Raw genomic sequence first — 24,326 nt, forward strand, 5'->3', positions numbered from 1 at the left:
AACATACTGAATAAGCTTGATCTTTCGGAAAACTCCTCCCGTCGCGGATCATGCTTGACCTATCGGCATACACGAGAACAGCCGACGGCGAAATGCCGTCATGACGTCCTATGGGGCATTTGTGAGATTTGGATGGAGAATCCGACGCTCAAGCGATCCTGGCGATCGCCGCCGTTGCAGAACCGGACTTGATCTTGGCAAGCACGAGCTCGGCCTCCGGACCGGCTGCCGCAAGTGCTGCGGCTTCGGCAACCCCATGACAGCCGACACGGGCGAAGACGATCTCGGACGGATTCTTCAGCCGGGGCGTCTCCCGCTCCAATACGGCCGCCTCGAAGAACCGTGCCGGTAGCCGAAAATGCGCCGCCGTCTCAAGGATGGCCGGCTCTTCCATGCGCGTATCGATCGACACCACGGCCAGAACCTGCTCGCTCCCGATCCCCACTTCCTGAAAGGCTCTTTCCGCGAGCATGCGCACGTCGTTCCAGTCCGTGCCGCGCTCGCAGCCGAGACCGAGAATATAGCGGCGGGTGGAATGGGCATGCGTCGTCATTCTCGCTCCCAGTGGCGACAACCGATATCGCAGATGTAGCCAGCCATTCCCGAACCGTCAATTTCGCACGGTGTGTCCCCTCGGCAATTGCCTTGGGACGATCGAAGTGCCAGAAGGCCGCTGATTTCCCGCCGTCGAGTTCCCACCTTGCAAGACATCACATTTCAGATCCTGCTTCTGCTCTTTGCCGCCGCATTCTTTGCCGGTTTCGTCGATTCCATCGCTGGCGGCGGCGGATTGGTGACGCTGCCAGTCATGCTGCTGGCCGGCATTCCGGGCCTTCAGGCGCTTGGCACCAACAAGGTGCAGTCGATCTGCGGCGCGGCCTCGGCGACCATCGCCTATGCAAGGCAGGGGCATGTGCAGCTTCACAAACAGCTTCCGATGGCGCTCATGGCCGTCATTGGCGGCGTGTTCGGCGCCTTGCTCGCGACCGTCATGCCGAGTGCGATCCTGAATATCATCCTCCCCTTCCTGCTGATCGCCATCGCGCTCTACTTCGCCATCAAGCCCAATCTCGGCGACGTCGAACGGCATCAGCGCATCAGTGCCGGGCTCTTCGGCGTGACCCTCGTTCCGTTGATCGGGTTCTATGACGGCGCATTCGGGCCCGGCACCGGTTCGTTCCTGATGCTCGCCTTCGTAACGCTTGCCGGCTTTGGCCTGCTGAAGGCGACGGCGCATACGAAGCTCCTTAATTTCGGCTCGAATCTCGGCAGCCTCATCGTCTTCATCTTCTCCGGCGCCATCCTTTGGAAGGTCGGGCTGGTGATGGGACTCGGCCAGTTCCTCGGCGCCCAGGTCGGCTCGCGGCTTGCCATGCGTATCGGCGCCAGGCTGATCAAGCCGCTGCTGGTCGTGGTCTGTATCGCGCTGGCCGCCAAGCTGCTGGCAGATCCCCATCATCCCGTAAGGATATGGCTGGGGCTGTAAAAACGAGCCTTTGATTACCTAGGACGTAATTGATAGTCCTTCGGTGCACGCCGATGATCGCCCTGCCTGAACGGTTCAGGCGATCCAAAGGAGTTGACCGATGACTGATGCGACCACCATTGCAGAACGCTATATCGCCATCTGGAACGAAGCCGATACCGAACGCCGGCGTGCGCTCATTGCCGAGGCATGGACCGAGACCTGCAGCTATATCGACCCGATGATGCGTGCCGACGATCGCGAGCAGATCCATGCTCTGGTCACGGCGGCGCACGAACGCTTTCCCGGCTTCCGCTTCAGCCTGATCACGGACGGCGACCGCCATGGCGACAATCTCCGCTTCTCCTGGGGTTTCGGTCCGGTCGATGCCGAGCCGATGATCAAGGGCACGGATTTCGCCATCCTCGAAGGCGACCGGCTGAAGTCCGTCCACGGCTTCATCGATCAGCTGCCGGCCGCCGCATGACGAACCCGGCCCGCTCTCTCGGCGATCACCTGCGCGAATGGCGGCAACGCCGCCGCCTGAGCCAGCTCGAATTCGCCCTCGAAGCCGATATATCGCAACGACATCTAAGCTTCATCGAGAGCGGGCGGGCGCTGCCAAGCCGCGAGATGCTGATGCATCTCGCAGAAAGGCTCGGCATACCGCTGCGCGAGCGCAACCCCATGCTTCTGGCGGCGGGTTTCGCTCCGGTCTTTCCGGAACGCAAGCTGGACGATCCGGCGCTGGCGCCGGCGCGGCGCGCCATCGATATGCTGCTGAAGGGGCACGAGCCCTTCCCGGCCCTGGCCGTCCACCGGCACTGGACGCTGGTCGCCGCCAATGCCGCCGTCGCACCGCTTCTTGCCGGGGTAACCGATGTCTCGCTGACCACCGCGCCGGTCAACGTCCTGCGGCTTAGCCTGCATCCGCAGGGGCTGGCGCCCCGGATCGCCAACCTGGCCGAATGGCGCGCGCATCTGCTGGAACGCCTGCGCCAGCAGATATCGGCAACGGGCGACCCCGTGCTGATAAAACTGCTGGAGGAATTATCGGCCTATCCCGCGCCCGCAATGCAAAAAACAGCGGGGACGGAGCGGGATTTCGCCGGAATCGCGGTGTCGCTCGAGCTTATCACCGAAGCGGGACACCTCTCCTTCCTGTCGACCACGACCGTCTTCGGAACGCCGGTCGATGTCACGCTGTCGGAGCTCGCGATCGAATCCTTTTTTCCCGCGAACCCGCAGACGGCGGAAGCGCTGAAGGCGATGCTGCCCGCCAGCTGAAAGCCGCGCCGATCAGAACTCGACGCCGGGCTGCCCTTTGATGCCCGAGCGGAAGGGATGCTTGATCAATTCCATCTCGGTGACGAGATCGGCAATCTCGATCAGCTCTTCCTTGGCGTTGCGGCCGGTCAAGACCACATGGGTCATATAGGGCTTTTCGGTCTTCAGGAATTCCAGCACCTCGTTGATGTCGAGGTAATCGTAGCGAAGCGCGATATTGATCTCGTCCAACAGCACCATCGAGTTCCGTTCGTCGCGGATCAGCTCCTTGGCCTTTTCCCAGGCAGCCGAGGCCGCCGCGACGTCGCGGGCGCGATCCTGCGTTTCCCAGGTGAAGCCCTCGCCCATGGTATGGAACTGGCAGATATCGGAGAAATGCTTCTCAATCAGGTCGCGCTCGCCGGTCCACATGGCGCCCTTGATGAACTGGACCACGGCGCTCGGCTTCCCGTGCGCGATGTGGCGGAAGATCATGCCGAAAGCGGAGGAGGATTTTCCCTTGCCCTTGCCGGTGTGGACGATGATCAGGCCCTTCTCGTCGTTCTTGGTCGCCATGATCTTGTCGCGCGCAGCCTTCTTCTTGGCCATCTTGTCGGCGTGGCGAGCATCGTCGCTCTTCGGAGGTTCCGCGCCGGTTTCGGCCAATTCGTCGCTCATTGCATTCTCCCTGATATGATCGATTTCTGTGCCAGCGGGCCGCCGCGCCAGAGGTAGAGCGCGACAAGCGGCTCATCTTCCGTTCGCATGGCATGGCGGATATTCGAAGGGTGGTGGATCACCTCGCCCGACCAGCGCGGCAGGAAAGGCTGGGCATCCTTGCTCCACAGCGAGCCGTCGCCCAGAGGGATATAGATCTCCTCGGCCTCGTGATGATGGTCCGGATAGTGCACCCCGGGACCGAGCAACAGGAAGCCGCCTGCCATGTCTTCGCTTGCGAAATGCCCTCGCGTGCCGAACAGCTCGACCCAGCCATATCTCCGCAGGAAATCGGCGCCGAAATCGGTGATGCTGTAGGTCTGGGCCCAATGCAGCGCATTCGCGGCATCGGAAAGCCTGTCGAGCAAAGCGCCTTCCGCCCCATTGCCCCGTCGATGAAGCTGCCGAAGATAGCCTGCGACAGGCAGATCGTGCGGCGCGAGCGGGCGCTCTTCCGTCGGCCAGCGAAAGCCCTGAATGAAATGCTGCAGCCCCGGATCGCTCCGCGACAGCAGATAATCCCGAAAGGCTGCCAGAAGCTCGTCGACCGCACTCATGCCGCCGTCTCCTTGCCCGTGTCCAGGCTTTCCAGATCGAACCGCGCCGAATTGCTTCTCGGCGTCCATAAATGGCAATCGACCGCCTCCAGCAGGCACTCGCGCAGATCCTGCAGCGCGGCCGGGTTCTTTTCCGCCATGAAGTCTCGCACGCGCTGGTCTACGACGAAAGCCTGGTAGACGGCCTCGAAATGATGGTTGCGGACCGCGCCGGTCGTCGCCGCAAAAGCGAAGAGATAATCCACCGTCGCAGCGATCTCGAAAGCGCCCTTGTAGCCATGGCGCATGATGCCCTCGATCCACTTGGGATTGACGACGCGCCCGCGCACGACCCGGCCGATCTCCTCTTCAAGAGAGCGGATGACAGGCTTTTCCGGTCTGGAATGGTCGTTGTGATAGATCGACGGGCGCGCGCCGCCAAGCTGCTCGGCCGCGGCCGCCATGCCGCCCTCGAACTGATAGTAGTCGTCGCTGTCGAGCAGGTCGTGCTCGCGGTTGTCCTGATTCTGCACCACCGCCTGGATCGAGCGCAACCGTTCCTCGAAGACGCCGCGCTCGGCCGTGCCCTCCTCGCCGGCCCCATAGGCATAGCTGCCCCAGACGAGATAGGCCTCGGCCAGATCCGCGCGTCGCTCCCAGCCCTTCTCGTCGATCAGCGCCTGCAGCCCGGCACCGTAAGCGCCGGGCTTGGACCCAAAGATGCGATATCCGGCTCTGCGGCTGGCGGAGGCCTTGTCGAGGCCGGCTGCCTCCAGCCGCGCGATCTCGCCACGCATGCGCGCCGCAATCGGATTGTCTGTCTCATCCTCGTCGAGCATGCCGACGGCCCGGATCGCCTTGTCGAACAGGGCGATCTGCTCGGGAAAGGCGTCACGGAAGAAACCGGAGATGCGCAGCGTGACATCGACTCGCGGCCGCCGCAGCATGGCCGGCGGGATGATTTCGTATCCGGTGACGCGGCGCGAGGTCATGTCCCATATAGGCTTGACGCCGATCAGCGCCAGCGCCTGCGCCACGTCATCGCCGCCCGTGCGCATGTTCGACGTGCCCCAAGCCGTGAGGCCGAAGGAAACGGGCCATTCGCCATGGTCCTGAACGTAGCGGCGGATCAGCAATTCGGCCGATTTCCGGCCAAGCTCATAGGCCGCCGGCGTCGGTACGGCGCGACTGTCGACCGAATAGAAATTCCGTCCCGTCGGCAAAACATCCGGCCGGCCCCGCGTCGGCGCGCCGGAGGGACCGGGGGGCACGAAACGCCCGTCAAGGCCTTTGAGCAAGGCCGCGATCTCGGCATCGCCGCAAGCAAGAATGGACGGCTGCAGCTTTGAGGCTATCTCGCCCAGAACCATGCGTGTATGTGCCCAGCCCTCGGGACAGCCTATTTCACCCGAGACCAATTGTGCAGCCAGCAATTCGATGCGTTCGACCGTATCGCCTTGCGTGCGCCAGGGCGCCTCGGCAACCTCCTGGAGGATAGAGGGTCGTGGGCCATTCCATTCGGCGGCCATATCACAGTCCAGTGGGTCGAATGGTTTGCTTTGAGAGATACCCCCCTCTGTCAGCGTTGCTGACATCTCCCCCACAAGGGGGGAGATTGGAAGGAGCATGCCGCTTCGCTCTCCCACACCTTTACCGACGGCGTCAGCGTTACGATTAGCATCCGCGGCCTCGATCTCGGTTTGATGCGGGGAGGCGCTGCGAGCCACCAATCTCCCCCCCTGTGGGGGAGATGTCGCGAGAGCGACAGAGGGGGGTACAATACTCTCCGCATGCTCACTACCCTCAAAAGCATCCTGCGCAATCGCGCGCTGCAGGCTCTGATCGCCGCCCTCGCCCAGCCCGCGCGGCACCCGCGCCAGCGCCACCGTCAAATCCGTCAGCAGCCTTCCGGAAGGTGAAACGCCGAAGATGTGCAGGCCATCGCGGATCTGCATTTCCTTGAGGTCGCAGAGATAGGCGTCGAGCTTGCGCAGTGCCTCGTCTTCCCCCTCGCCCTTGGCGATGCCGGCGTCCTGATCGAGACCGATATCGGCGACGAGGTCGAGGATCTGCTTGCGCAGCAGACGGATGCGTCGCGGATCGCCGCCGGACGCCTCGTAATATTCGTCGACCAGCGCCTCCAGATCCTTCAAGGGACCGTAGCTTTCGGCGCGTGTCAGCGGCGGCGTCAAATGATCGATGATGACGGCGCTCGTGCGGCGCTTGGCCTGCGTGCCCTCACCGGGATCGTTGACGATGAAGGGATAGAGGTTCGGCAGCGGCCCGAGAATCGCTTCCGGATAGCAGTTTTCGGAGAGCGCCAGCGCCTTGCCCGGCAGCCATTCGAGATTGCCGTGCTTGCCCATGTGGATGACCGCATGCGCATCGAAGGAGCGGCGCAGGAAGGCATAGAAGGCGAGATAGCCGTGGGGCGGGACGAGATCGGGAGAATGGTAGCTCTCCTTCGGATCGATGTTGTAGCCGCGTGCCGGCTGGATGCCGACAAGCACCGCGCCGAAACGGGCGAACGGCAGGGCGAAGGCACCGTTCAGCGCGTAAGGATCCGCCTCCGGATCGCCCCAGCGACCCGTAATCTCATCCTGAATCTGTTTTGGAAGCGACGAGAAGAAATCCTTGTAGTCGCTGAAGGAAAGCGTCTCGCGAACCACGCGGCCGTCACGGCCCGAATTTGTCGGCCCCTCCGCCAGGTGCCGCATCAGCTCATCGCCATCGGCAGGCAGGTCGGCAACACGATAGCCGCCCGCCCGCATCGCTTTCAGCACCTCGATCGTGCCGGCAGGCGTGTCGAGCCCGACGCCGTTGCCGAGGCGCCCATCGCGATTGGGATAATTCGCCACGACAAGCGCAATGCGGCGATCGCCGGGCAGCGTGTTGCGCAGCCGCGCCCAGTTGGCAGCGAGCCGCGCCGTGTAGCGCATGCGATCCTCGTGGGGTTCGCTGGCGACGATATTGGCCTCGACCCGCTCGTCGTAGCGGGCGGCCGCCTTGAAGGACACCGCGCGGGCGAGAACGCGACCATCGACCTCGGGCAATGCGACGTTCATGCCGAGATCGCGCGCCGAAAGCCCCTGCGAGGATGCCTCCCAGGCTTCCCTGGACGAGGCTGAAAAAATGGCCTGGAGAACAATGGCGTCACCCGTTTCGAGAACCGACGGCTGGCGATCCGCGCCCGGGGCCGAAACGGCAAAGCCGGTGGTATTGATGACCACGCCCGGCTTCAACCCGGTAAAGACGCTTTCGAGGATACCGACCGACACGGCATCTTTCAGACTATAGGCAAAGACCGGCAGCGGCCGCATGCCCTCGGCGATAAGCGCCTCTATCATGGCTTCGACAGGCTTTGTCTCGCCGCTCTGCACCAGCGCGCGATAGAAGGAAATCGCCACGGTCGGGGGTTCAAATCCCTCCTCCGCTACCATCTTGCCTTGGGAAATTCTCCTCCATTCCTCGACACCGATCACGCCCCGGTCCGGCCACCAGATGCCGGCCTTCATCAGGGGCACGGCGGGCATCGGCTTCTCCGCACCCGACAGCATCGCCTCGGCATAGGCAAGGAATGCACTGGAGTTGGCCTCGCCGCCTTCGATCAGATACGACCAGAGCGCATTCAGATCGTCGAGAGCGACATTGGAGAATGGCGTCAGTCCGGGATCGGGCTTCGAATCCCCCGGCAGCACCGCAATCAAGGTGCCTTGCCGGGCCGCACAGGCATGCAGCGCTTCCAGCGCATAGTGGAAGTAGCTCGCACCTCCGAGCGCCCGCACGATGATGAGCTTCGCATGCCGGGCTGTCCTGTCGACATAGCTATCGACGGACATCGGATGCTTGAGGCTCATCAGGCTCGCAAGCCGGAGGGAACGGCCGCCCTCGCCGTGGGCTGCGGCAATCGCCGCAAGCTCGGTGTCGGCGGCCGACAGAAAGAGGATGTCGCCCGCCGATTGGCCAAGATCGATCGCCTCCTCGCCATCGCTGATCGTTCCCTTCTGTGCCAGGAGGAGATGCATTAGGCTTTAGAGTATGCGGCGGCATACCCCCTTCTGTCTCGTCGTGACATCTCCCCCACGAGGGGGAAGATCATTGAGTGCCATGCCTCGCCCGGTCGGCCATCCGAAATTCCTGAAACTTCAGCAGTCAGCCATTTCGCGACAACGTAGCCACGAGCTTCCAATCTCCCCCCTTGTGGGGGAGATGTCGCCAAAGCGACAGAGGGGGGTATCGCACGGCAAAGACGCAGCATCGATCAGACCAGCGCCTCGATCGACTTGCGCACGATCGCCTCGTCCATCTCGTGCAGGCCGATGACGACCAGCCGGGTCGCCCGTGCTTCGCCCGGCGTCCAGGCGCGATCGAAATAGGTGTCGATGCGGCTGCCGACGGCCTGAAGCTGCAGGCGCATGGGCTTGCCGGGCACATCGACAAAACCCTTGAGGCGCAGGACGTCGTGTTCCGCGATCACGCCCTTCAGCGCGTCAACGAAGGCTGCCGGGTCGGCAACCGGGCCGAGCTCGACCACGAAGCTGTCGAATTCGTCGTGATCGTGCGGCGTGCCGTCTTCATGCTCGAGCTCGTGATGCGATTTGCGGTTGACGATATCGCCCTCGGTGCCGATGCCGAGGCCGAGCAGGACGGCAGCCGGCACATCGCCGTTCTTGGCTTCGATGATCGTCGGCTTGCGGGCAGTGCGCGAGGCGACTTCCGCACGGACACGACCGAGGCCGGCAACATCGATCAGGTCGGTCTTGTTGAGAACGATCAGATCGGCGCAAGTCAGCTGGTCCTCGAAAAGCTCCTCGATCGGGCTTTCGTGGTCGAGCGAATCGTCCTCGACGCGGCGAGCCTCGACGGCATCGTGATCGTCGGCGAAACGGCCGGCGGCAACGGCGGCGCTATCGACCACGGTGATGACGCCATCGACGGTGACCTGCGTGCGGATGTCAGGCCAGTTGAAAGCGGCGACCAGCGGCTGCGGCAGCGCAAGGCCGGAGGTCTCGATGACGATGTGATCCGGGCGCGCATCGCGCTCCAGAAGCTTCGTCATGGTGGGAATGAAGTCGTCGGCGACGGTGCAGCAGATGCAGCCATTGGTCAGCTCGATGATATCGTCTTCGGTGCAGTTCTCCGCGCCGCAGCCCTTGAGCACGTCGCCGTCGACGCCGAGATCGCCGAATTCGTTGATGATCAGCGCGATCTTCTTGCCACCGGCATTCTGCAGGAGGTTGCGGATCATCGTCGTCTTGCCGGCTCCCAGAAAGCCGGTGATGACGGTGGCGGGAATCTTTTCCTGGTTCATATGGATCAACCCTTCATTTTCAGCGGCAAGCCCGCTGCGATAAAATAAACTTCGGCACTCGCCGCCGCGACCATCTGGTGCAACCGGCCGGCATGGTCGCGAAATTCGCGCGCCATGCGATTGTCAGGCACGATACCGAGACCCACCTCGTTGGAGACGAGAACGAGCCGCGCTCGCGCCGTCGGCAGAAACGCGGTAAGGGCCGCAAACTCCGCGGCAATGTCGCGCTCCGCCATCATCAGATTGGTCACCCAGAGCGTCAGGCAGTCCACCAGCACGGAGCGCTCGTCGGCATCGATCGCGGCAAGCCGCGCCACGAGATCGATCGGCTCTTCATGCGTCTGCCATAGATCGCCGCGGTCGGCACGGTGCTGCGCGATGCGCTCGCGCATTTCATCGTCCCACGCCTGCCCTGTCGCCACATAGTGACGTTCGAGCCCCGTGTCCGAAACCAGGGATTCGGCAAATCTGGATTTGCCGGAACGTGCGCCGCCGAGGACGAAAACAGACCGGGAATTCGAAGAGGACATGCGTTATTTCCGCTCCCACGCGACAGCGAGGGTCGGCAGCATCGGGCTGATACCGGAAAATTGGCGTCTACACGCCGAAAACTCGTCTTGCGCCATGACAACCTCCGTGCTGGCAGCGGAACTCGCGTTCCTGGAACAGGCTCTGCGCCCGGCACGCATGGCAGGTCTCCTGGCTCGCGGATAAGGCGCCACGATCGGGGCGGACCGAAACCGGTCGCTCCCGATCGTAGCCCAGCGGGTCTTTCTCGCCTTCCCGGCAGCGCATCATGAAAAGGCGGACGATTCGTAGACTTGAGAGGCGTCCAACCCCGGTAGATCATGATGCCACACCAGTGGCTTTTCCGGCTTGAAGCTGCTCCGCCTGTTCGCCCCATGCGAACGATCGGCGGGATGGCTGTCAAACCGGACGAAAGTCCCTGACCGCTCTACAGTCGCGGGGTCGGCTGTGATGAGAACGCCCGGATTGGGTCCGCCCCTTCACATTCCCTTTTCATCCCATGCGACAGATCGCCGCTCGGGAACCATTCGTTATGCCGGCAATGATTAGGCTTTCACTTAGTTCAAGTCAATCAAGGGCATGGATGCGACGCGCACCGTCCTGATTGCGAAATCGGCTGAAAATTCCCAAAAGACCGGCGGCTTTTTTGCCGTATTTCTTTGATGTTAGGAGTTTATAGAGGGTAAGCCCTCACATTCTAGTAAAAACGTATCGTCCGCTCCCAATGTTGCAGAAATTCCAACCGCGCCGCCTCGGCGTCTTCTCGGCCTTTTTCGACCTCGGTCGATTCAGGGCATTGCTGCGCCGTGGCGAATTGGGGCTTGTGTTCGCCGGCGCGCTGGTAGGGGTAGCCTCCGGCTGCGCCGTGACCGCGATGAGCTTCGTCTCGCGCAAGCTTCACAGCGTCATCTACGGCATAACCGACTACGAGCGCCTGAGTTCGGCGGCGGTCGCGATTCCCGATAAATCGGTGGTGTTTATCGCGCCGGTCGCCGGCGGCATCATCCTCGGCATCCTGCTCTACATATTGTCGCGCACGCGCAAGAAGCCGATGGTCGACCCGATCGAAGCGAATGCGTTGCACGGCGGGCGCATGTCGCTCACGGACAGTATCCTCGTCGCGGTACAGAACCTGATCTCGAACGGGTTCGGCGCCTCGGTCGGGCTGGAGGCAGGCTATACGCAGCTTGCCGCCGGCATCGCCTCGAAATTCGGCTACAAGATGCAGATGCGCCGCGCGGACCTGCGCATGCTCGTCGGCTGCGGCGCTGCCGGCGCCATTGCCGCCGCCTTCAACGCGCCGCTCACCGGCGCCTTCTACGCGTTCGAGCTGATCATCGGCAGCTATTCCATTCTCACGCTGACGCCCGTCGTCGTCTCGGCGTTGATATCGACGATGATCGCAAGGCTGCTCGCCGGCGACGATTTCGCCATCGATATCGGCCATTTCGGTGCCATTGCGCCCGCCGACTATCTACCGGCGGTTCTGCTGGGCGCCTTCTGCGCCGGCATCGGCATCCTGATCATGCAGGGCGTCGCCTGGGTGGAGGAACTGGCGCGCAAGAGCTCGATCGCTCCCCCCTTCCGCCCCGCGCTCGGCGGCCTCGTTGTCGGAATGCTGGCGCTGATCTCGCCGCAGGTTCTGTCGGCGGGACATGGCGCGCTGCATCTCAATCTGTCGTCGGATGTGACCCTTGGGGCCTTGGTCGGGCTATTCCTTCTTAAATCGCTGGCCTCCGCGGTTTCGATCGGCTCCGGCTTCAGAGGCGGCCTGTTTTTCGCATCGCTGTTCATGGGCGCTCTGCTCGGCAAGATCTTCGCCTATTGCGCGCCCTATTTCGACCACGCGACGCTGACGCCTGTGGTCTATGCCGTGGTCGGCATGAGCTCGCTTGCCGTGGCGATCATCGGCGGCCCGCTCACCATGACGTTCCTGGCGCTGGAAATCACCGGCGACTTTCCGATCACCGCCCTGGTGCTGGCCGCCGTCATCACCTCGTCGCTCGTGGTGCGCACGACCTTCGGCTACTCCTTCGCCACATGGCGTTTCCATCTGCGCGGCGAAAGCATCCGCAGCGCCCACGACGTCGGCTGGATCCGCAGCCTCACCGTCGCCCGCATGATGCGCCCCGACGTACATACGGCAAGCATCGACATGAGCATCGAGGAGTTTCGCAAGAACTTTCCGATTGGCTCGGCCCAGCGCGTCATCCTGATCGACAAGAACGAGAAATATTCCGGAATGGTTCTCGTGCCCGATATCTATGCGAGCCCGGTCGAGAAGGACGACGAGGAACATGGACTTTCGGATTTCATCCGGCTTCGTAACGAATTCCTGCAGCCGCAGATGAACGCCAAGCAGGCCGCCGCCATGTTCGACCAGACCAAGAGCGAAGCGCTCGTCGTGGTCAACGACCTGATCGAACGCAAGGTGATCGGCCTGCTGACGGAAAGCTACACGTTGCGCCGCTATAGCGAAGAACTCGACCGCCGCCGCCGCGAAGTATCGGGCGAACTCTGAAGGGCAGCGACGGCGCAAGACCGCTAGACACGCTTGCGCGACATGCCTTACCGGGCGAGGCTGTCGAGCCAGGCCGGATCGAGCACGCTTTCCAGTTCTACTGCGATTTCGTCCAGCGCCGCGTCGACACCGGCGCGATAGTCCATCCGCTCGCCTGAAAGGCCGAAACTTGCAAGCAGCCTTGCCCGATAGGCATCGCTGCCGAAAAGCCCGTGCAGATACGTACCCATGACGCGGCCATCGGGCGACACCGCCCCATCGGGCCTACCGTCAATGACAGTCGAGGGCCGTTCGCAATCCGCGCCAGTGGTCACGCCGAGATGGATCTCATAGCCCGATAGTGGCACGTCATATTCCTTCGAGACGGCAAGGCTGTTGCGCACCGTCTTTTCGGGCGCCATTTCCGTCTCTATGTCCAGAAGGCCCAATCCGGGCGTCTCGGTGACCGATCCTTCGATACCGAGCGGATCGTGGACCATGCGGCCAAGCATCTGGTAGCCGCCGCAAATGCCGATGACGCGGCCGCCGCGGCGCACATGCGCGGCAATGTCGCGATCCCAGCCCTGCGCGCGCAGATCGAGCAGGTCGCCGATCGTGGACTTCGATCCCGGCAACACGACAAGCCCGGCATCGGCAGGCAGATGCTCGCCGGGCAGCACGAAGACAAGATCGACATCGGGCTCGGCCCGCAGCGGATCCAGATCGTCGAAATTGGCGATGCGCGACAGTACGGGCACGGCAACCTTCAGCGCGCCGGAGGCACCGCGGGCAAGCCGCTCCAGCACCACGGAATCTTCGGCCGGCAGGCGGGCCGCCGCCTTGAGCCAGGGCACGACGCCATGGCATTGCCAGCCCGTGAAACCGCCGATGGCCTCTATGCCTTCCCCGAACAGCGAGACGTCGCCGCGAAACTTGTTGATGATATAGCCCCGGATCATGCGCCGGTCCTCTTCCGGCAGGATGTGATAAGTGCCGACCAGCGACGCGATCACGCCGCCGCGGTCTATGTCGCCGACCAGCACCACGGGGACGTTGGCGCGTGTCGCAAAGCCCATATTGGCGATGTCGCCCCGCCGCAGGTTGATCTCGGCGGGAGACCCCGCCCCCTCGACGATGACGAGATCGGTCCCCGCGCGCATCGCGGCGAAGCTTTCGAGCACCGCGCCGAGCAATTGCGGTTTGAGCGCCTGATAGTCCCGGCCCTTGGCATGGCCCCAGACCTTGCCCTGTACGATGATCTGGCTGCCCGTCTCCGATTGCGGCTTCAGAAGCACCGGATTCATATGCACGGAGGACGGGGCGCGCGCCGCCAGCGACTGCAGCCACTGAGCCCGGCCGATCTCGCCTCCGTCCTCGGCCACCGCCGCATTGTTGGACATGTTCTGCGGCTTGAACGGACGCACCCTTACGCCCCTGTTGGCGAACAGCCGGCACAGCCCGGCGACCAATACCGTTTTTCCGACATCGGAGCCGGTTCCCTGCAGCATGATCGCTTTTGTCATTCCCCACCACCTCGATGCGCCGCAGCCGCTGAAAATACGGAGTTTCGCCTTGTTTCCGCCGTGATCCTTAACCGCTGGAAACGGCCGTGGCGATACAAAAATGCATCACCTTCCGGTATGCTCCGTTTGCGACATCGGATGACGATTTCATCCATTGTTAGTTACGATGAAGAGGATTATCTCCATCGCGAAAACACACAACAAAGCGGGCCGATCCGGCTCGGAGGATACCCCAATGCTCTTCATCTTCAACAGACAGAATTCCATCCAGATCGCCTGGAATGGCAAGATCCCGGCCTATCGCCCGGAGAACCGCCTGCAGCAGCTGGATACGCGCTTCGGCACGGTCGGCTTCATCCGGACGTATAATGTCGGCTGATATCGCGTCAAGCCGCCAGCCAGCCCCATGAAGAGCCGCCATGCAATAGCATCGGCGGCTTTATTTTTGATCCCTGTCGAAGATTGGAAATATGGGCAGGCATCCCGTGTCCGCCTGAAACCGTTTCAAAACGGGACCCTTTGAAACGCGAAAACCGCGCGATCCGTAGATCCGCGCGGTTTGCCAAAAACGCCGGCTTCCCTGCACATACACCGCAAGGTTCGCTTTCCCCGGCAACGCAATACCTAAGCCGGAGAAGCGGCGGTATGTCCCCCGCCACGCGTCGATTGATAAACCGACATCGTTACCGGAGGGTTATTAAGTGCTTAAATTAGAGTGAATCCGAAAATTTTTTGAAAATTTTCCCCTTCGCGTTGAGAATTCGCAAACGACGCAAATGAAATAGAAAACGTCTTTCAGGGACGCGATATTTCGGCCACACTTAACTTCGCCGGTATCGAAAAGCTTGATCGAAGCCGCGCCTTGCCCATTTTGCAGCCGTGAATAGCAGAAAATAGGCTAATTCAGACGCTTATATCGGCTTCTCCAAGAGGCACGATAACTACACTTGGCCGGCGGGCTGTTGATTTCTTCATTCAAATCCTTAGGCTGCCCGTCGTCGATGCAAAGAACATCCGACCGCGACAGGGTTCCGCGGTCGCAAAAAGGCCAAATGCACGACGGCAGCAAAGGGGACCGTACTGGCGTCGTCAGCGGCGTTGAACGGTTGTGGTTGGACCGCGCTGACTGGGATCGACGAACATCGAGAACATTGGGAGTCGATTTCCACAACGTAACGAAAAATTGGGAGACGATATCAAATGAAGAAGCTTCTCGCTTCAGCCATATTCGCATTCGGCGCCTATGCTTTGGCTGGCTCGGCGCATGCTGCGGATTGCGGCAGCGTATCGATCGCTGAAATGAACTGGGCGTCCGCAGGCGTTGCCGCCCAGGTCGACAAGATCATTCTGCAGAACGGTTACGGCTGCAACGTTACTCTGGTGACGGGCGACACGCAGCCGACATTCACCTCCATGGACGAAAAAGGCGAGCCGGACGTCGCACCGGAACTCTGGGTCAATGCCGTGCGCACCGCGCTGGACAAGGCCGTGTCCGAAGGCCGGCTGATCGAGGCAGCGCCGCTCCTGAGCGACGGCGGTGTCGAAGGCTGGTGGATTCCGAAGTATCTCGCCGACGCCCATCCCGACATCAAGACCGTTCAGGACGCATTGAAGCATCCGGAACTCTTCCCCGCCCCTGAAGATTCTTCCAAGGGTGCGGTTTACGACTGCCCGGCCGGCTGGAACTGCCAGATCTCCACGACCAACCTCTATAAGGCCCTCGGTGCCGACAAGCTCGGCTTCACGCTGGTCGATACCGGCTCTGCCGCAGGTCTGGACGGCTCGATCGCCAATGCCTTCGAAAAGAAGATCGGCTGGCTCGGCTACTACTGGGCGCCGACCGCCATTCTCGGCAAGTACGACATGGTTCGCCTGAGCTTCAACGTGCCGCACGACAAGAAGGAATGGGACGCCTGCACCGCGATCCAGGATTGCGCCAATCCGAAGGTGAACTCCTATCCGGTTTCCGACGTCTATACGGTCGTGACCAAGGCCTTTGCCGACAAGGCCGGCATTGCCCTGGATTACATGAAGACCCGCAAATGGGATAACGCGACCGTCGGCAAGGTTCTGGCCTGGATGACGGACAATCAGGGCACGAACGAGGACGGCGCCAAGTACTTCCTCAAGACCTACCCCGATATGTGGACCAAGTGGGTTTCCCCGGACGTCGCGACCAAGGTCAAGGCTTCGCTCTAATCCATACCGCGGAATCGGCGGCCGGCCCCGTGCCTGTCGCCGATTTCACATTCGCACGCCGCAACCGGCATGACGCTCATACCGACAGAGCGACATGGCGTAAGGTCGCAACGAGTGCAGATTGGCGAACGCGAATGTAGTAGAAATTGAAGGGCAGGCTGAAGAACCGGTCGCAGCACTGCATACGATCCGGGCGTGAAGGCCACACGCATCGGACCGGTACAGAACCGGACTAAGAAGGGGAAATACATGGCTATTCAGTGTACGATCCTGCCGAATGTGCTTTGCAACTTTCCGGCAATAGATGAATCGCTCATACGCCTGGCGCGCAAGAACATCGATGACGGCTTCAGAGCATCCGTGCGCGCCTATGGCAACCTCATCGATGCCATCGTGCAGCCTCTGCAGTGGTTTCTGAACTATCTGGAATGGATTTTTACCAATACGCCCTGGTTCATCATCCTGATCGCCATGATGCTGGTCGTCTATGCCGCCAGCCGCAATCTGAAGATTGTCGCCGGCACCGCGATCTCGATGATTCTCATCGGTGTCTTCGGCCTCTGGACAGACACGATGACAACGCTCGCCATGGTGACGGTCTGTACGCTCATCGCCATTATCATCGGTCTGCCGATCGGCATATTCATGGCCCGTTCCGACCGGATGCAGTCGATCGTCAATCCCATCCTCGACGTCATGCAGACGATGCCGAGTTTCGTCTATCTCATTCCCGTCGTGGTCATCTTCGGCATCGGCAAGGTTCCCGGCCTCATCGCCGTCGTCATCTACGCCGTCCCGCCGATGATCCGCCTGACCAATCTCGGTATCCGCCTCGTGGACAGGGAGGTTCTGGAAGCCGCCGACGCCTTCGGCTCCTCGCATCGGCAGAAGCTGTTCAACGTGCAGATCCCGCTCGCGCTGCCCACCATCATGGCCGGCATCAACCAGACGATCATGATGTCGCTCGCCATGGTCGTCGTCGCCTCCATGGTCGGCGTCGGCGGACTGGGCAAGAACACGCTGCAGGCGATCAACAACCAGTTCTTCACCGTCGGCTTCCTCAACGGTTTTGCGCTGGTCGCAATTGCCATCATTTTCGACCGCACGAGCCAAGCCTATGGCAGACGGCTCCAGAAGCACTCGGAGGTCATTCATGGCTAGTCACGCGATCCAGATAAAAAACCTGTACAAGATTTTTGGTCCTCGCGGACGCGACTATGTGGACCAGGTCAAAAGCGGCATGGGCAAGGCCGAACTCAACGAGACGCACGGTCATGTGCTCGGTTTGCAGGATATCAGCATCGACATGCCGGCCGGCGCCATCACCGTCGTCATGGGCCTCTCCGGTTCCGGCAAGTCGACGCTCATCCGCCATATCAACAGGCTGATCGAGCCGACGGTCGGCGAAGTGCTCTATGACGGCGTCGACGTCTGCAAGATGAACGAAAACGACCTGCGCGAATTCCGTCGCCACAAGACGGCGATGGTGTTTCAGAAGTTCGCCTTGCTGCCGCATCGCACCGTGATCGAAAACACGATCTATGGACTGGATATCCAGGGCGTGCCCCGCGCGGAAAGCGAGAAGAAGGGCCAATACTGGATCGAGCGCGTCGGGCTTAGAGGCTTCGAAAGACACTATCCGAACCAGCTCTCCGGCGGCATGCAGCAGCGTGTGGGGCTTGCCCGCGCGCTGACGAACGACGCCGACATCCTGCTGATGGACGAGGCCTATTCGGCGCTCGATCCGCTGATCCGCGTGGACATGCAGACCGTCCTGCTCGACCTGCAGAAGGAGCTGAAAAAGACCGTCGTGTTCATTACCCACGATCTCGACGAGGCGCTTCGTCTCGGCGACAAGATCGCCATCCTGCGCGATGGCAAGGTGGTGCAGCAGGGCACCGGCCAGCAGATCGTGCTGCAACCGGCCGACGACTATATCACCGCCTTCGTCAAGGAGGTGAACCGCGGCCGTGTCATCCAGACCCAGACCATCATGAAGCCGCTTGCCGGCGAGCCCGGCGGCATACGCGTGCCCGGCGACATGACGCTGGAAATCGCGGCCAAGCAGATAACCGACGCAGGCCAGACCGGAGCGACCGTTACCGATGCAAGCGGAAAACCTGTCGGCTTCATAGACCTGCAAAGCATCATCTCCGCCATGGTCACCCCGACGACCCACGAGACGGCCGAGATGGCGGCCGCGTAACGCCCATCACCAGCAATCAAAAGCGCTCCGAACGGGGCGCTTTTTTCTTGCCTGCCCACCACGCGCAGACGAGCCCATCTAGTTATTGTGCTCACATAAAGAAATGTTTATATCTGCATTTGATATCCAGGTATTCGACGCATCCGAGGACACGCCATGACCGTCGCCATCAATCCCTTGACCAAACTCCTTGCTGAAAAGGGCGTGCTGCTTGCCGACGGCGCGACAGGCACCAACCTCTTCGCCATGGGCCTGGAGGCGGGCGAAGCCCCCGAGCTCTGGAACGAACAGCACCCGGAGCGGATCACCAAGCTGCATCAGGATTTCGTCGATGCCGGCGCCGACATCATCCTGACCAATACCTTCGGCGGCACCCGTCATCGCCTGAAGCTTCACCACGCGCAGGATCGGGTGCACAGCCTCAACAAGACCGCAGCCGAGATCGCCCGTGCCGTTGCCGACAAGGCTGGCCGCAAGGTCATCGTCGCCGGTTCGGTAGGCCCGACGGGCGAGTTGCTGATGCCGCTCGGCGCCTTGACCTATGAAGACGCCGTCGCCGCTTTCGTCGAGCAGATCGAAGGCCTGCAGGCCGGCGGCGCCGACGTCGCCTGGATCGAGACCATGTCGTCGCCGGAAGAAATCCGCGCCGCCGCCGAAGCCGCCGTCAAGGTCGGCCTGCCCTATACCTATACGGGCTCATTCGACACCGCCGGCAAGACCATGATGGGCCTGCATCCGAAGGACATTCACGCTGTCGCCACGGATATCGGCGAAGGCCCGCTCGCCGTCGGCGCCAATTGCGGCGTCGGCGCGTCGGATATCCTGTCGAGCCTGCTCGACATGACGGAAGCGGATTCAGCCGCGATCGTCATCGTCAAGGGCAACTGCGGCATTCCGGAATATCGCGGCGCCGAAATCTACTATTCGGGCACGCCGCCGCTGATGGCCGATTACGCCCGACTGGCGCGCGATGCCGGCGCCAAGATCATCGGCGGCTGCTGCGGCACCTCCTGCGGCCATCTCGCCGCCATGCGGGAGGCGCTGGACAGCTACCAGCCCGGCCCTCGCCCGACTCTTGAGACCATCGTCGAACGTATCGGTCCGCTGCGCAACAAGACAGCCAACGAAGGCGCCGCCGCCCCCGCGCGCGAACGCCGCAGACGCTCCTAAGAAAACGGAGGAGAAAGCCCGGTTGCCGGGCTTTCTCCTCCGCAGTTTCAATGCTTTTCATTTCGACATTCGCCCGACATCGTCTTCAAGCGAATGCCGAACTTTGGCGCCGCCGAAACCCCGTCTATTTTTCGCCGCCGATAGCGCGGCCTTCGGTGAAATGCGGAACGATGCGGCTATCGAACGCCTTCAGAGCCGCGCCGATTGCCTGATGCATGTCGAGATAACGATACGTGCCGAGCCGCCCGCCGAAATGAACATTCGCTTCCGCCTCGGCCCGCTCGCGATATCGCAGGAAGACGTCCTTGTCCTGCCGCGTATCGATCGGGTAATAGGGCTCGTCCGCGCGTTTTGCCGAACGTGAATATTCCCGCACAACGACCGTCTTCTCGTTCTGGTAGCTACGCTCGGGATTGAAGTGGCGAAACTCCAGAATACGGGTGTACGGGATCGTCTCGTCGGCATAGTTCATGACTGCCGTACCCTGGAAGTCACCGGTATTCAGGGTCTCTTTCTCGAAATCGATCGTACGCCATCCCAACTCGCCTTCGGAGTAGTCGAAGTAGCGATCGATAGGCCCCGTGTAGACGATCGGAAGACCGGCCGGCAGCGAGGATTTCAGCGAAAAGAAATCGACGCCCAGGGCGATCTGAATTTTGGGATGCTTCAGCATCCTTTCGAAGATCGCCGTATAGCCATCGACCGGCAAGCCTTCGTACCTGTCGTTGAAGTAGCGGTTGTCGAAGGTGTAGCGGACCGGCAGGCGCGTGATGATGTGTTCCGGCAGGTCGCGCGGATCCGTCTGCCACTGCTTGGCCGTATAGCCGCGAATGAAGGCCTCGTACAAAGGTCGACCGATCAGGGAAATCGCCTTCTCTTCCAGGTTTGCCGGATGGCGGCCTGCCATCTCGGCGGCCTGCTCGGCGATCAATGCCTTCGCGTCGGCGGGAGAAAGGCGCTGGCTGAAGAATTGTGAGATCGTGCCGAGATTGATCGGCATCGAATAGACCTGGTCGCGATAGGTCGAATAGACGCGGTGCTTGTAGTCGGTAAATGCCGTGAACCTGTTCAGATAGGTCCAGACCACCTCGTTCGGCGTATGGAAGAGATGGGCGCCATAGCGATGGACCTCGATGCCGGTCTCGCCGTCGAACTCGCTATAGGCATTGCCGCCGATATGGCTGCGCCGGTCGATCAGAAGCACATTCTTCTGCAGTTCGTTCGCCACCCGCTCCGCAATCGTCGCGCCGTAGAACCCTGCGCCGACGATCAATAAGTCTACCTTCGAAAAATCGATCATGCCTTCAAACTTTCAGCGCCGGAAAATCTCGGCGGTGGTTGCAACCGGATATCAAATCGGAATGGGAATGCGGTGAGCCATATCAGCGCCAGCAACGCTTGCCCTGACGCCAAGCACTGCGGCGGCGGGACAAGGTAGTTTCAGGCGCGTTTCACCAGACGCCGGCATATTTCAGGGGCGTATATTGATACGACCTGAACAGCGCCGCCTGCTCTTCCACCGCTGCGTTGACATTGTAGGTCGCGCCCAGCGGCCGGGTATGTGCAACCGAAATGGCGTCGATGATCGCCATTCTCGCGGCCGGGCGGCCGAGGAAGGACGGCCAGAGATGGTCGAGGCCGTATCCCGATTCGACGTCCCTCATGGATTCGATGCAGATCTGCAGCGCGCGCCGCGAGAAGACCGGGCACATGATTTCGACGAAGCCCTCGAAGCGCACGACGCTGTTGGACCTCTGAACCGTCAATGGGTGGTTGGGGTAGGAACCGGGGCCCTTCTTGAGCGAAGGCTGGGCCAGGTCGAGGCCGTGCTTATGCGACAGATGGAACATCCTGTTGATGTCTTCGCCGTCGCAGAGCAAATCGTCATCCGGCAGCCAGATCCGCTCGTAGTTCCAAAGCGGGCTGCCGTCGTGAAAGAGATCGTAGATGATCTTGAATTTCTTGGTCTTCGGCTGATGCGCCAGATATTCGTAGGGGCTGTTGGAGACTTCCGGCGTCTCGGCGCCATAATAGCCGATGCAGAGATCCCAGTTGCGCGTCGCCTCATCGATCTTCTCGAACCAGCGCGGATGCAGAGACTTCGAATTGGCCGGCACGACGACGAGATTGGGACGTCTTAATCCCTCCTGAGGCTGCACGAGAAAGCTTGCCTTGCGCTCGACGCCTGCGGGTGTCGAAAACAACGGGTGCGGGGGATGATCCGCAGGCACCAGCAGATAGGTCATATCGATGCCCCCGATGACGCCGCGTCCCGCAAGCGCCATGAGATTGCCGTCCTCGATATGGGCGGAGTCGAAAATGACCGATGGCAATCCATCCCTGTCGATCAGGCAGAGCCGGCCGCCCATGACATGCCAGAAATCAACGGCGGGGTCGAAGTAGTTGCCGATCATGCCGTCGGGCGCCAGAACCATGAAACGCACGAACATGCCGCGATTAACATCGCCAAGGCTCCAGAATGTCCCGCTCAACATGCCCTCGGTCAATGGCGGCGCATCGGACCATTGTATCTGGCTTGCCGGATGCGCTTCATAAGTGGGCGTGTGCAGGCTGCTCGCTGCCAATGACATGTGGACTGTCCCCTAATTCCGAACCCCAAATAACGGCCCGATCCGAAGAAAGCAGCCGCATGACCGGCTCCCGGAGATTCGCTCGCAATCGAGCTCGTTTGATCGGCACCTTGGCGAACGTTCCTTTTGCGAAGCTTGTGCGGGAAATCCGAGGCTGCCCGATGTCCAGGAGGCATCGTGCGCAATCCAGCCTCGCGAAAGTTGATTGGCATAATCTTAGGGCTGGGATTTCTACGCGGGGGCAATCGCGCGTTCAGAATATTGCCAAGAACGTCGGTGCTCGGCGGACACGAAGGTCGGTCGTGTCGTCCGTCAGGTCGAGACAAAGAACCATTCGTCTCTTTTACGGTAGCAGAAGATGCATCAGAAGAAAAAGCTGGCCATAATCATCGAAGTCGACAGTTTCATCGGCGACATAATTCAACATCTGTCGAAGACCTACGAAGTCCTGGCGATCCAGCCTAAGACCTACAAGGAAATCGAGACGGCTGCGGAATGGGCCGACATCGTCTGGTTCGAATTCTGCAACGAGCTCTTCGTGCATGCGATCAACCAGAACCTCCGGCGGCGCGGCAAGCGCGTCATTGCCCGCTGGCATCGCTTCGAGATCGTGGAATCGAATTTCCCGGCTCGCATCGACTTCGGCGCGATCGACGACCTGATTCTGGTATCCCACGACATGTTGCGCGTCCTGAAGCTGCGCGCGCCGCAGATCACCCAGAAGACGCGCACCCACGTGATCTGGAACGGCCTCAACCTCGACAGGTTCAAGCCGATCCCCTCGCTCGACAAGAAGAAGATCGCGTGGGCCGCCAAGCCTTTCATGCGCAAGAACCAGCCTCTGTTCCTGCAGATCATGCATTCGCTGGTGAAACGGGATCCTTCCTACACGCTGCATGTCGCCGGCGAGCAGGAAGAGTTCGTCATGATGCCTTACCTGAAGCGCACGACGGAAAAGCTCGGCCTTACCCGCAATGTCTTCTTCCACGGCTGGCAGCGGAACATGCCGGCATTCCTGGCCGACAAGGGCGTCCTTCTGTCGACGTCGGTGCATGAGAGCTTCGGCTACAACATCGCCGAGGCCATGGCCGTCGGCGCGCTGCCCGTCGTTCACGACTATCCCGGCGCGGAAGAATTCTGGCCGGACGAAATCCGCTTCTCGTCGGTGGATGAAGCCGTCGAAAAGATCATCAGCGGCCAGACCCATCAATGGACGCAATATGTCCAAGAAAAATTCCCGCTCGCCAAGCAACTGCTCGAGCTCGATATCGTCATGGGCGACCGGATATCGGAGGTGGCGAAACCGCTGAATCTGGCGTCGCTGGAGCAGCAGGCCGCCGGGCACCTCAAGCGGCCGGTCCCGCTTTGGCTACAGCAGCCGGCGCCCGCGCAGCAGGTGCAGCAGCCCGCGGCCATTCCGCAGGTCATATCGGTCCAGCAGATTCGCGACGCCATGCCGGCCGTCGAGGTGGCGACGCAGCCGATGCAACAGCCATATCTGATACAGCCGAAACCTGCCGCCATGCCGCCTGTGGAACGGGTCGCCCCGGTAGCCGCCCTGCAACCAGCGCAAAAGGCAATCGAAGCTGTCCCCGCATTCAGCCCCATCAACTATCAGGAAGAGCGGCACCGCGACGGCAGCAATTCGGCAGACGGCTCCCACGATCTCGTCGCCAGATACAAGGGCCAGTTCCTGAATTCCTTCGCCCGTAAGAAGCAGCTGTCCTCCATGGCGGAACTGGGCTGCGGTGACGGCAATCAGCTGAAATACTTCTCTTTCGATCGCTATACGGGCTTCGACGCCTCAAAGGCCACGATCGAACGCACGCAGGCAACGCATAGGGATAAGGCGAACTACGAGTTCATCTGGCTGGGCGACCAATCCCTGGATTGGGAGATGCATGAGGACGCCTACGATTGCGCCTTCTCGCTCGACCTGCTCCATCGCCTCACGGACGACAACGGCTATATCAGCTACCTCGACCAGCTCTTTTCGCTCTCCCAGCGCTATGTCGTTATCTACGCCGCCGACTTCGAAGGCCCGGACATTCGCGGCGCGGCGGATGTCCGGCATCGCAAGTTCACCGCCGATATCGCCAGCAGATTCCCGCAATGGACATTGCTGAAGCTGTTCGAGAACCCTCACAAGTTCAAGGAATCGACCGAGGCGGATTTCGCGATCTACACGCGCGACGAATTCGAAGATGCGTCGGATCTGAACGAGCTCAAGAACGTCCGATAGAATAGATCCGGAAAAGAAAAAGGGCGCAGCCGGCAAAACCGCTGCGCCCTTCTTTTATTGACGAGCGCGCCT

General features: G+C 61.3%; 19 protein-coding genes and 1 riboswitch. Of the genes, 10 read left to right on the plus strand and 9 right to left on the minus strand.

Going from position 1 to position 24,326, the window contains the following annotated elements; genetic code table 11:
- Positions 1-148: 148 nt before the first annotated feature.
- A complete protein-coding gene (locus tag ACQZ6J_RS01065) occupies positions 149-553 on the minus strand; it encodes a cobalamin biosynthesis protein (RefSeq protein ID WP_449081306.1) in 405 nt (134 codons plus the stop codon).
- 147 nt (positions 554-700) lie between these two features.
- On the opposite strand from ACQZ6J_RS01065, the gene ACQZ6J_RS01070 reads away from it, so the two are divergent.
- From ACQZ6J_RS01070 to ACQZ6J_RS01080, 3 genes are all read left to right on the plus strand, one after another.
- A complete protein-coding gene (locus ACQZ6J_RS01070; RefSeq protein WP_163987571.1) occupies positions 701-1,486 on the plus strand; it encodes a TSUP family transporter in 786 nt (261 codons plus the stop codon).
- A 100-nt stretch (positions 1,487-1,586) separates the two neighbouring features.
- A complete protein-coding gene (locus tag ACQZ6J_RS01075) occupies positions 1,587-1,952 on the plus strand; it encodes a nuclear transport factor 2 family protein (protein ID WP_449081308.1) in 366 nt (121 codons plus the stop codon).
- Complete coding sequence (locus tag ACQZ6J_RS01080; RefSeq protein ID WP_449081310.1) at positions 1,949-2,752, plus strand: helix-turn-helix domain-containing protein; 804 nt, start codon at positions 1,949-1,951, stop codon at positions 2,750-2,752. The genes ACQZ6J_RS01075 and ACQZ6J_RS01080 overlap by 4 nt, the downstream gene beginning before the upstream one ends.
- A 12-nt stretch (positions 2,753-2,764) precedes the next feature.
- On the opposite strand, the gene cobO is transcribed toward ACQZ6J_RS01080, so the two are convergent.
- The 5 genes from cobO to cobU all read right to left on the minus strand — a co-directional run bounded on the left by cobO (position 2,765) and on the right by cobU (position 9,825).
- Complete coding sequence (cobO, locus tag ACQZ6J_RS01085) at positions 2,765-3,409, minus strand: cob(I)yrinic acid a,c-diamide adenosyltransferase (RefSeq protein WP_163987574.1); 645 nt, start codon at positions 3,407-3,409, stop codon at positions 2,765-2,767.
- Entirely contained in the window at positions 3,406-4,005 is a 600-nt protein-coding gene (locus ACQZ6J_RS01090) for a dimethylsulfonioproprionate lyase family protein (protein ID WP_449081313.1), read from the minus strand. The genes cobO and ACQZ6J_RS01090 overlap by 4 nt, the downstream gene beginning before the upstream one ends.
- Positions 4,002-8,009, minus strand: coding sequence for a cobaltochelatase subunit CobN (cobN, locus tag ACQZ6J_RS01095; protein WP_449081315.1), 4,008 nt, complete (start codon positions 8,007-8,009; stop codon positions 4,002-4,004). Before cobN ends, ACQZ6J_RS01090 begins: the two co-directional genes overlap by 4 nt.
- A gap of 236 nt (positions 8,010-8,245) precedes the next feature.
- Positions 8,246-9,295, minus strand: a complete 1,050-nt coding sequence (gene cobW, locus ACQZ6J_RS01100; protein WP_449081317.1) for a cobalamin biosynthesis protein CobW — start codon at positions 9,293-9,295, stop codon at positions 8,246-8,248.
- Positions 9,296-9,300: 5 nt separating this feature from the next.
- The gene (cobU, locus tag ACQZ6J_RS01105) at positions 9,301-9,825 is read right to left on the minus strand and encodes a bifunctional adenosylcobinamide kinase/adenosylcobinamide-phosphate guanylyltransferase (RefSeq protein ID WP_163987578.1); all 525 of its coding nucleotides are present in this window, start codon (positions 9,823-9,825) and stop codon (positions 9,301-9,303) included.
- A 318-nt stretch (positions 9,826-10,143) separates the two neighbouring features.
- A riboswitch (cobalamin riboswitch) is annotated at positions 10,144-10,366 on the minus strand.
- Positions 10,367-10,547: 181 nt separating this feature from the next.
- Between cobU and ACQZ6J_RS01110 the strand changes: the two genes are divergently transcribed.
- A complete protein-coding gene (locus tag ACQZ6J_RS01110; RefSeq protein WP_163987579.1) occupies positions 10,548-12,344 on the plus strand; it encodes a chloride channel protein in 1,797 nt (598 codons plus the stop codon).
- A 47-nt stretch (positions 12,345-12,391) separates the two neighbouring features.
- On the opposite strand, the gene ACQZ6J_RS01115 is transcribed toward ACQZ6J_RS01110, so the two are convergent.
- Positions 12,392-13,846 carry a cobyric acid synthase gene (locus ACQZ6J_RS01115; RefSeq protein WP_449081320.1) on the minus strand — a complete coding sequence of 485 codons (1,455 nt, stop codon included), beginning with the start codon at positions 13,844-13,846 and terminating at the stop codon, positions 12,392-12,394.
- 235 nt (positions 13,847-14,081) lie between these two features.
- On the opposite strand from ACQZ6J_RS01115, the gene ACQZ6J_RS01120 reads away from it, so the two are divergent.
- The 5 genes from ACQZ6J_RS01120 to bmt all read left to right on the plus strand — a co-directional run bounded on the left by ACQZ6J_RS01120 (position 14,082) and on the right by bmt (position 19,421).
- The gene (locus ACQZ6J_RS01120) at positions 14,082-14,225 is read left to right on the plus strand and encodes a hypothetical protein (protein WP_204326605.1); all 144 of its coding nucleotides are present in this window, start codon (positions 14,082-14,084) and stop codon (positions 14,223-14,225) included.
- Between the two features lie 821 nt (positions 14,226-15,046).
- Positions 15,047-16,045 (plus strand): ABC transporter substrate-binding protein, encoded by a 999-nt coding sequence (locus ACQZ6J_RS01125; protein WP_163987581.1) that lies wholly within the window; start codon positions 15,047-15,049, stop codon positions 16,043-16,045.
- A gap of 249 nt (positions 16,046-16,294) precedes the next feature.
- A complete protein-coding gene (locus tag ACQZ6J_RS01130) occupies positions 16,295-17,206 on the plus strand; it encodes an ABC transporter permease (protein ID WP_163987582.1) in 912 nt (303 codons plus the stop codon).
- Positions 17,199-18,251 carry a quaternary amine ABC transporter ATP-binding protein gene (locus ACQZ6J_RS01135; RefSeq protein WP_449081323.1) on the plus strand — a complete coding sequence of 351 codons (1,053 nt, stop codon included), beginning with the start codon at positions 17,199-17,201 and terminating at the stop codon, positions 18,249-18,251. Before ACQZ6J_RS01130 ends, ACQZ6J_RS01135 begins: the two co-directional genes overlap by 8 nt.
- A 156-nt stretch (positions 18,252-18,407) precedes the next feature.
- Positions 18,408-19,421: a betaine--homocysteine S-methyltransferase gene (bmt, locus tag ACQZ6J_RS01140; protein ID WP_449081325.1), complete on the plus strand. Its 1,014-nt coding sequence runs from the start codon at positions 18,408-18,410 to the stop codon at positions 19,419-19,421.
- A 124-nt stretch (positions 19,422-19,545) separates the two neighbouring features.
- Here the strand turns inward: bmt and glf are convergent, their stop codons facing one another.
- Positions 19,546-20,721 (minus strand): UDP-galactopyranose mutase, encoded by a 1,176-nt coding sequence (glf, locus tag ACQZ6J_RS01145; RefSeq protein ID WP_449081327.1) that lies wholly within the window; start codon positions 20,719-20,721, stop codon positions 19,546-19,548.
- Between the two features lie 151 nt (positions 20,722-20,872).
- Positions 20,873-22,012 (minus strand): DUF707 domain-containing protein, encoded by a 1,140-nt coding sequence (locus tag ACQZ6J_RS01150; protein ID WP_449081329.1) that lies wholly within the window; start codon positions 22,010-22,012, stop codon positions 20,873-20,875.
- Between the two features lie 358 nt (positions 22,013-22,370).
- On the opposite strand from ACQZ6J_RS01150, the gene ACQZ6J_RS01155 reads away from it, so the two are divergent.
- Complete coding sequence (locus tag ACQZ6J_RS01155) at positions 22,371-24,254, plus strand: glycosyltransferase (RefSeq protein ID WP_449081331.1); 1,884 nt, start codon at positions 22,371-22,373, stop codon at positions 24,252-24,254.
- Positions 24,255-24,326 lie beyond the last annotated feature (72 nt).

Source organism: Rhizobium sp. A37_96 (assembly GCF_053521765.1).